The following is a 6,189-nucleotide window of genomic DNA, read 5'->3' as shown; positions in this document are numbered from 1 at the left end:
CGTTCCCATACCGAACACGGAAGTTAAGCTCTCTAGCGCCGATGGTAGTTGGGACCTTGTCCCTGTGAGAGTAGGACGTCGCCAAGCAACTCTAAGACGAGTCAGAATGACTCGTCTTTTTTGTGTTTAATGAAATAAGCTTGTTATCTATGGCTCAAGAAATCCATGGGTAACAAGCTTATTTGTTTAAAGGTAAGTGTATTTATACAGTATAAATTTTCAGGAGGATTTTTATTTAGTATAGTTTCACATCAATAAGCTCAAAACGTTCGCAAACGAGCAGCATATCTTCAGAAAAGCTAAGACCAAGCTCGTTTAGTTCCTTTGTAAAGAACTGAATATGGGTGTTTCGCCAGTAACTATAGGTACGATCGCCTTCACCTTCAGCGATAGCGAATTCTTCGGTTACTTCATTCATTGGTGTTACAGTTACCTCTATTGTCTTAATGATAGCTACAGGTTCATCTTGACTATTGAGTACAATACTATAATCATCGTTTGTTGGTAGCGGTTCGTTTTCTAATTCATAAAAAATATGAGCGGAGCATGTTGCTGTTTTTACACCGTCAATTACTAACTGTGTGAGATAATCAGGAGAATCACCAAACTGCCAAGCTGTAACAGATGTCGGTTTCTCGCTATTCCCCCAATAAGTATCCCAATATGTTTGTGCTAATGGATTCATTTGTATCGTTACCTCACCTTAGTTAATATTAATTCTCTTTATAATCCTTGGATGATTTGCTTAGTTGTAATATCCTTGTAGTCATTTGAAATTTGTATTGTTGTATTACGGATCAATAGCAGCAATACACAAAATGAATATGGTTTGTAAACCCGTTCTGTCCATTTGTGACCATCTTTCCCGTAGCCCCCCATATTAATTTTACTTGTTTCCTCTAATAGTTGGGAAAGGACTTTTTTGTTGTAGCTTCATAAATAAAGTAATTGAAGTATAGTATATTGGCTAAATGAATTGCAGCGCCACTTTTCATATCAAGAGAACCACGGCCGAACAACCAATTTCCAGATTTTGCATCTGTTTGAACATTTATATCACTTTTATGGATTTGAAAAGGTGTATAACAAAGAAGGTAGAACATTCGTTCTGGATGGTGTAATAGGTACACACAATCAATTGAGGTGCTTATTTTGAGTTTAGTACATGCGTTTAAAGAAGAAATACTATTACTAGGCTCGGGTTTCAAGTATAGCTTTTGATTTTGTATATTTTAATGATTAGTTCAAATAATATTCAGATTATTAATGGTGGTGTATTACTAATATGCCATATTGAAGTGAGTAATACTAGAGGTGAAATAGTTAAAAACCGATATTCCAACTTGAATATCGGTTTAATAATATGTGACTTATATGAATCTATAGCAATACGAAAAGCGTAAATAAGATAGCCAATAAAATACGATAATATGCAAAAGGTTTTAAACCTATCTTCTCTAAAAGTTTCAAAAAAGTTACTACTGCTAGCATTGCTACTATAAAAGAGGTAATGAATCCTACCGCAAACATAGGAATGTCATCGACACTTAAATACTTCCAACTTTTTAATAAGTCTAAACCTGTGGCTCCAACCATTACAGGAAGAGCAATGAGAAAAGAGAACTCAGATGCAGTCTTATAATTTACTTTCGCTAATAGACCTCCAGAAATGGTAGAACCAGCTCTAGAGAAGCCGGGATATACTGCTAAGCATTGAAATAATCCAATTGTTAATGCTTGTCGGTATGTTAAATCATCCAGTGAAAAGGCGGTTGCCTCTTTCTTTTTTACTTCTGCAAAAATCATAAGAATTGCCCCTGCTACAAGTCCGATTACGACAGTATACGGCTGAAATAAGTATGTTTTAATAACATCATGTAGTAGTAAACCAGCAACTACTGCCGGAAATACGCCAAGGAATACATGTAATGCGTTGAATTTTTTCTCTTTTCTTAGAAGAGGCTTAATATTACATAAAGAAACAAGGCGTTTATGATATAAGATAGCGATAGTTAAGATCGCTCCTAACTGAATGACAATTTCAAACGTTTTTGCCCGCTCTCCTTCAAAACCTAATAAATGTCCGACTAATATAAGATGACCAGTAGAAGAGATAGGTAAAAATTCAGCTAACCCTTCTACAATACCGAGTATGAAGGCAATAATGATATCACTCATAGTTTCACTCCTGTAAATTAATGAATATCTACTCTCTTAAAATAGAATAGTGTTGCAATAAATCCGAAAATGGTAGTTACCGCGATGATGATATAAGAATACTCTGGTGGATAAGTCGATTGTAATTCGTTATTCGCTATATCTAGAGTGGCGGTCCATGGGAATAGGTCTTTGTGTTTTGAATTTACGATCATAAGGTTAGTCATTGTAATAATAATTGTTAATATAATAGGCGGTACATAGGTTTTCATTACAAGAGTTAGTAGTACAATAGGTGAAGACAATAGAAAAAGAAGTCCACCACATACTAAAAATTTTACGAGAGAGTCTAAAAGTAAGGTGATACTAAATCCAGGGAAGCTACCTAGTAGCCCTAATAATAAAGTTAGTGCCCAAGCGATTAAAGTTAGCATCATGATCCAAAGGAATAGAAGGATGAACTTACTTATAATAAAGCTAATGCGTGATACTGGGATAGTTAGTAAATGTTTTAGTGTATCTTCTGTATATTCACGGGTAAACAGATAAGCAACCACTACTCCATATAAGGGGAATCCTATAATTAAAGTAGTATATAAGTTAACTTCAGTGAATAATTGATGGAACAAAATAGTCGGAGTTGGTTGTTTTGTTTTTATGTGTATATAAGACGCTACTACTACTAAGAAAGGTGCGACACCAGCCCCAATAATACTAATCAAAAACATATTAGAGCGTTTTAATTTTAATAGTTCTGTATAGAGTAGATTAACCAATCTTTCCACCTCCAACTAGCTTGGTGAAATAATCTTCTAATCTGTCTGCGCTCATCACCATTTTTAATACTTCAATATCGTTAAGAACAAACGCTCTGTTAATACGTCCTTGCTGTCCGAAATGAGAGTAAACGCGAATGTTCCCTTCATCACGTACTTCATAATCAAAAATTTGAAAATGATTTTCTAATAGCATCGCAGCTTTATGGTCATTATTCACCTGGAATTCTATGTATTTACGATTTGCTTTACGCAGCGTATCAAGAGAAACTTCCTCTAGTAACCTTCCTTCATGAATAATCCCCATACGATCGACTAATTGTTCTACCTCGGCTAATATATGACTAGAAATAAGTATCGTTATATTTCTTTCTTGAGCTAAAGATTTAATAAGTTTTCGCATTTCTTTAATACCGATGGGGTCTAGACCGTTAGTTGGTTCATCTAATATGAGTAGTTCAGGATAATGAAGAAGTGCACGTGCAATTCCCAAGCGTTGTTTCATTCCTAAAGAGTATTTTCCTACTAATTTTTTTGTTTCGTGTTGCAAACCTACAATTTCCAAGGCCTCTTCAATTGCATTCCTCTTGTGAACTCCAATTATCTTTGCATTAATTAATAAGTTTTCTTGTGCTGTTAAGTTTTCATAAAACCCTGGAACTTCAACGATAGAACCAATTCTTCTTAAAATGTCTTTTTGGTTTTGAAACAAATCTTCCCCGAATATTTCAATATTTCCACTTGTAGGTTTTATAAGGCTGAGAAGCATACGAATGGTTGTTGTTTTACCGGCACCGTTACGTCCTATGAATCCATAAATCTCGCCTTGTTGTACATTGATATTTAGATTATCTACTGATTTTTGAGTGCCGTATATTTTAGTAAGATTCGTCGTCTTTATAATTGTATTTATAGGAGACACCTACTTTCTATAAGTTCTTAATTACATGATAAAAAGAAGGGTTTAACTACGTATTAATCATTTCTTAACTATTTCTTAAAAGTAGTGTATTTTGGGATGGAAAAGCCAAAAGTAGTTCTTTCCCAAGGAATACTGTTGACCCATATATGCCCACCATTTTTCTCAACGAGCGCTTTACAAATAGAAAGCCCAAGGCCGCTACCACCAAAAGAGGAATTTCTTGATTGTTCGCTTCGGTACATTCGCTCAAATACGTTTTGTAAATCATGTTTTGGAATACCGGGTCCTTTGTCCCAAATAAGAAGTTCATATTCTGTATCGGTTTCTAGTAGCTCGACTCCTACTATTTTCCCATCTTTTCCGTAATAGATAGCATTTTTTGTTAAATTCCCTATAATCCGTATAAGGCTAAGATGATCTGCAATAATAGGACAAGTAGATTCTGGTATGAGAACTTGTAGTTCGATATTATGTTTTGAAAGCTCAGGTAAAAACTCGATTAACACTTCTCTAGTAACTTCAGAAAAATCGAGTTCTTCTTCTTTTAATGGAAATTCATTAGCATCTAGCTTTGCCATATTGAATATTTCATCAACTAGATGCTTTAAGTTGTTTGATTTCATATAAAGTATTTTAATATACTCTTGCTTTTCTATTTCAGAAGCAGCAACCCTATCTTTCAAAGCATCAATATATCCAATAATAGAAGTGAGTGGTGTTCGGATATCATGCGAGACACTAGACAAAATTTGTTTTCTCGATTCCTCGGATTTTTTCGCCTCAATCTGAACTTTTTCTAATTCAGCTATTAACTCGTTTATTGAAAACACGATATTATGTAATGAGCGATCATTGTTCGTGAATAATCTTGTTTGTAAATTTCCTTTAAGTGCACGATTTAATTTAGTGACCATTGATTTGCGACTTTGAATAAAGTGTATTCTTGAAAAGAAAAGATATATTGTAATTAAGATAAGAGTAATAAATAAAGATATTTTTACTTTGGGGCCCATGCTTATATTTAAAAGCCCGCAAATGATAAGTTGTAATGAAATAAGAAAGAGGATCTTATCAGTCTTCAAGTTTTTCACCTACAAACTTATAACCAATTCCCCATATAGTTTGAATGAATTTTGGATTGGAAGGATCGATTTCTATTTTCTTTCTAAGTTTTCTAATATGTACCATAACGGTATTATCATCTTCTATATAATTATCGTCCCACACATTTCGGAAGAGCTGTGTTTTTGTAAATACTTGCCCTGGGTTTGAGGTAAAGAATCTTAATAGTTCAAGTTCTTTTCCGGTTAAGTTGATTTCTGTATCGTTTGTATGAACCGTGTATTTATTTAAATCGATAGTTAGCCCTTTAAATGCTAAAGTTGTTTTCTCTTGTACAGTAGTGTTACTTCCAAGAACTAAAAAGCGTCGCATAAGAGATTTTACTCGTGCAACCACTTCGTGAATACTGAAAGGTTTCGTAATATAATCATCAGCCCCAATGCTTAAACCTAAAATTTTATCAACTTCGTGATCTTTAGCAGTTAGCATTAATATCGGTATGTTAGTTGTATCCCTAAGTTTTCTACATGCTTCAATCCCATCTACTTTTGGCATCATAAGATCTAATATAACGAGGTTATAGTCGTTTTGATTAAATAAATGCAATGCTTCTTCGCCGTTAATTGCAGTATCTACCATATATAATTCTCGCTCTAAATATCTTTTTAATAAGTCTCGAATTTCTTTATCGTCATCTGCTATAAGAATACGTATATCTTTCATATCGTCACCTGCTTCTAATAGAATGTTATTAATAGTACAATTTGATAAACAAAGGGGAATAGGGAGTGGTAATAAAAAATAAAGCAACTTTCTAATTATATACTATTAATTGTTAAAATAAGGTTGCTAGTTTAGCTGGAAAGAGTCAATCGTATAAGTTCGATAAGATGGGGGAAGCGAGTCCTTTGTAATAGAGAAGTATCTAAATTGAATAGTATTTAGAAGAATAGATTAGTAAAGAAAAGTAGACGATGGTTTCTATTTTAATGAAATCTTTATAGGTCCTTACCTGGAGATAAAAGAGTACGAAGATATTAAATTAAATATCTTTATAAAAAGGTGTTGACGATTGTACTTTGGAGGTGTAATATAGAACAAGTCGCCGGTAGCAACAACGCAGAAAGCGGCAAACGAAATAAAAACAAAATGAAAAACTTAGTTGACATTGAAATATGAAAATGTTAACATAAGGGAGTCGCAAATGAGCGACAAAGAAGTTCTTTGAAAACTGAACGAAACAAACAACGTGAAACGTCAATTTTTATTTTT

General features: G+C 33.7%; 6 protein-coding genes, 1 rRNA gene and 1 pseudogene. 1 reads left to right on the top strand and 7 read right to left on the bottom strand.

Annotated features, from left to right (window positions below):
- Positions 1-87: ribosomal RNA gene (rrf, locus tag MR065_RS26725) — 5S ribosomal RNA — on the top strand; the annotation flags it as partial.
- Between the two features lie 148 nt (positions 88-235).
- Here rrf and MR065_RS26720 read toward each other — a convergent pair.
- From MR065_RS26720 to MR065_RS26690, 7 genes and pseudogenes are all read right to left on the bottom strand, one after another.
- The gene (locus MR065_RS26720) at positions 236-685 is read right to left on the bottom strand and encodes an ASCH domain-containing protein (protein WP_242215703.1); all 450 of its coding nucleotides are present in this window, start codon (positions 683-685) and stop codon (positions 236-238) included.
- A 262-nt stretch (positions 686-947) separates the two neighbouring features.
- Positions 948-1,058 (bottom strand): annotated as a pseudogene (locus tag MR065_RS27870) (hypothetical protein); the annotation flags it as partial.
- Between the two features lie 322 nt (positions 1,059-1,380).
- Entirely contained in the window at positions 1,381-2,178 is a 798-nt protein-coding gene (gene uppP, locus MR065_RS26710) for an undecaprenyl-diphosphate phosphatase UppP (RefSeq protein WP_242215702.1), read from the bottom strand.
- Positions 2,179-2,195: 17 nt separating this feature from the next.
- Positions 2,196-2,933: an ABC transporter permease gene (locus tag MR065_RS26705; RefSeq protein WP_242215701.1), complete on the bottom strand. Its 738-nt coding sequence runs from the start codon at positions 2,931-2,933 to the stop codon at positions 2,196-2,198.
- Entirely contained in the window at positions 2,926-3,855 is a 930-nt protein-coding gene (locus MR065_RS26700; RefSeq protein WP_242215700.1) for an ABC transporter ATP-binding protein, read from the bottom strand. Before MR065_RS26700 ends, MR065_RS26705 begins: the two co-directional genes overlap by 8 nt.
- Before the next feature lie 68 nt (positions 3,856-3,923).
- A complete protein-coding gene (locus MR065_RS26695) occupies positions 3,924-4,937 on the bottom strand; it encodes a sensor histidine kinase (protein WP_242215699.1) in 1,014 nt (337 codons plus the stop codon).
- The gene (locus tag MR065_RS26690) at positions 4,927-5,640 is read right to left on the bottom strand and encodes a response regulator transcription factor (protein WP_242215698.1); all 714 of its coding nucleotides are present in this window, start codon (positions 5,638-5,640) and stop codon (positions 4,927-4,929) included. Before MR065_RS26690 ends, MR065_RS26695 begins: the two co-directional genes overlap by 11 nt.
- Positions 5,641-6,189: the final 549 nt, after the last annotated feature.

The organism is Bacillus cereus group sp. BfR-BA-01383, assembly GCF_022663495.1.
Classification (GTDB): domain Bacteria; phylum Bacillota; class Bacilli; order Bacillales; family Bacillaceae_G; genus Bacillus_A; species Bacillus_A cereus_AU.
The sequence above is the reverse complement of the archived record's forward strand: the minus strand, read 5'-3'. Positions and strand labels throughout refer to the sequence as shown.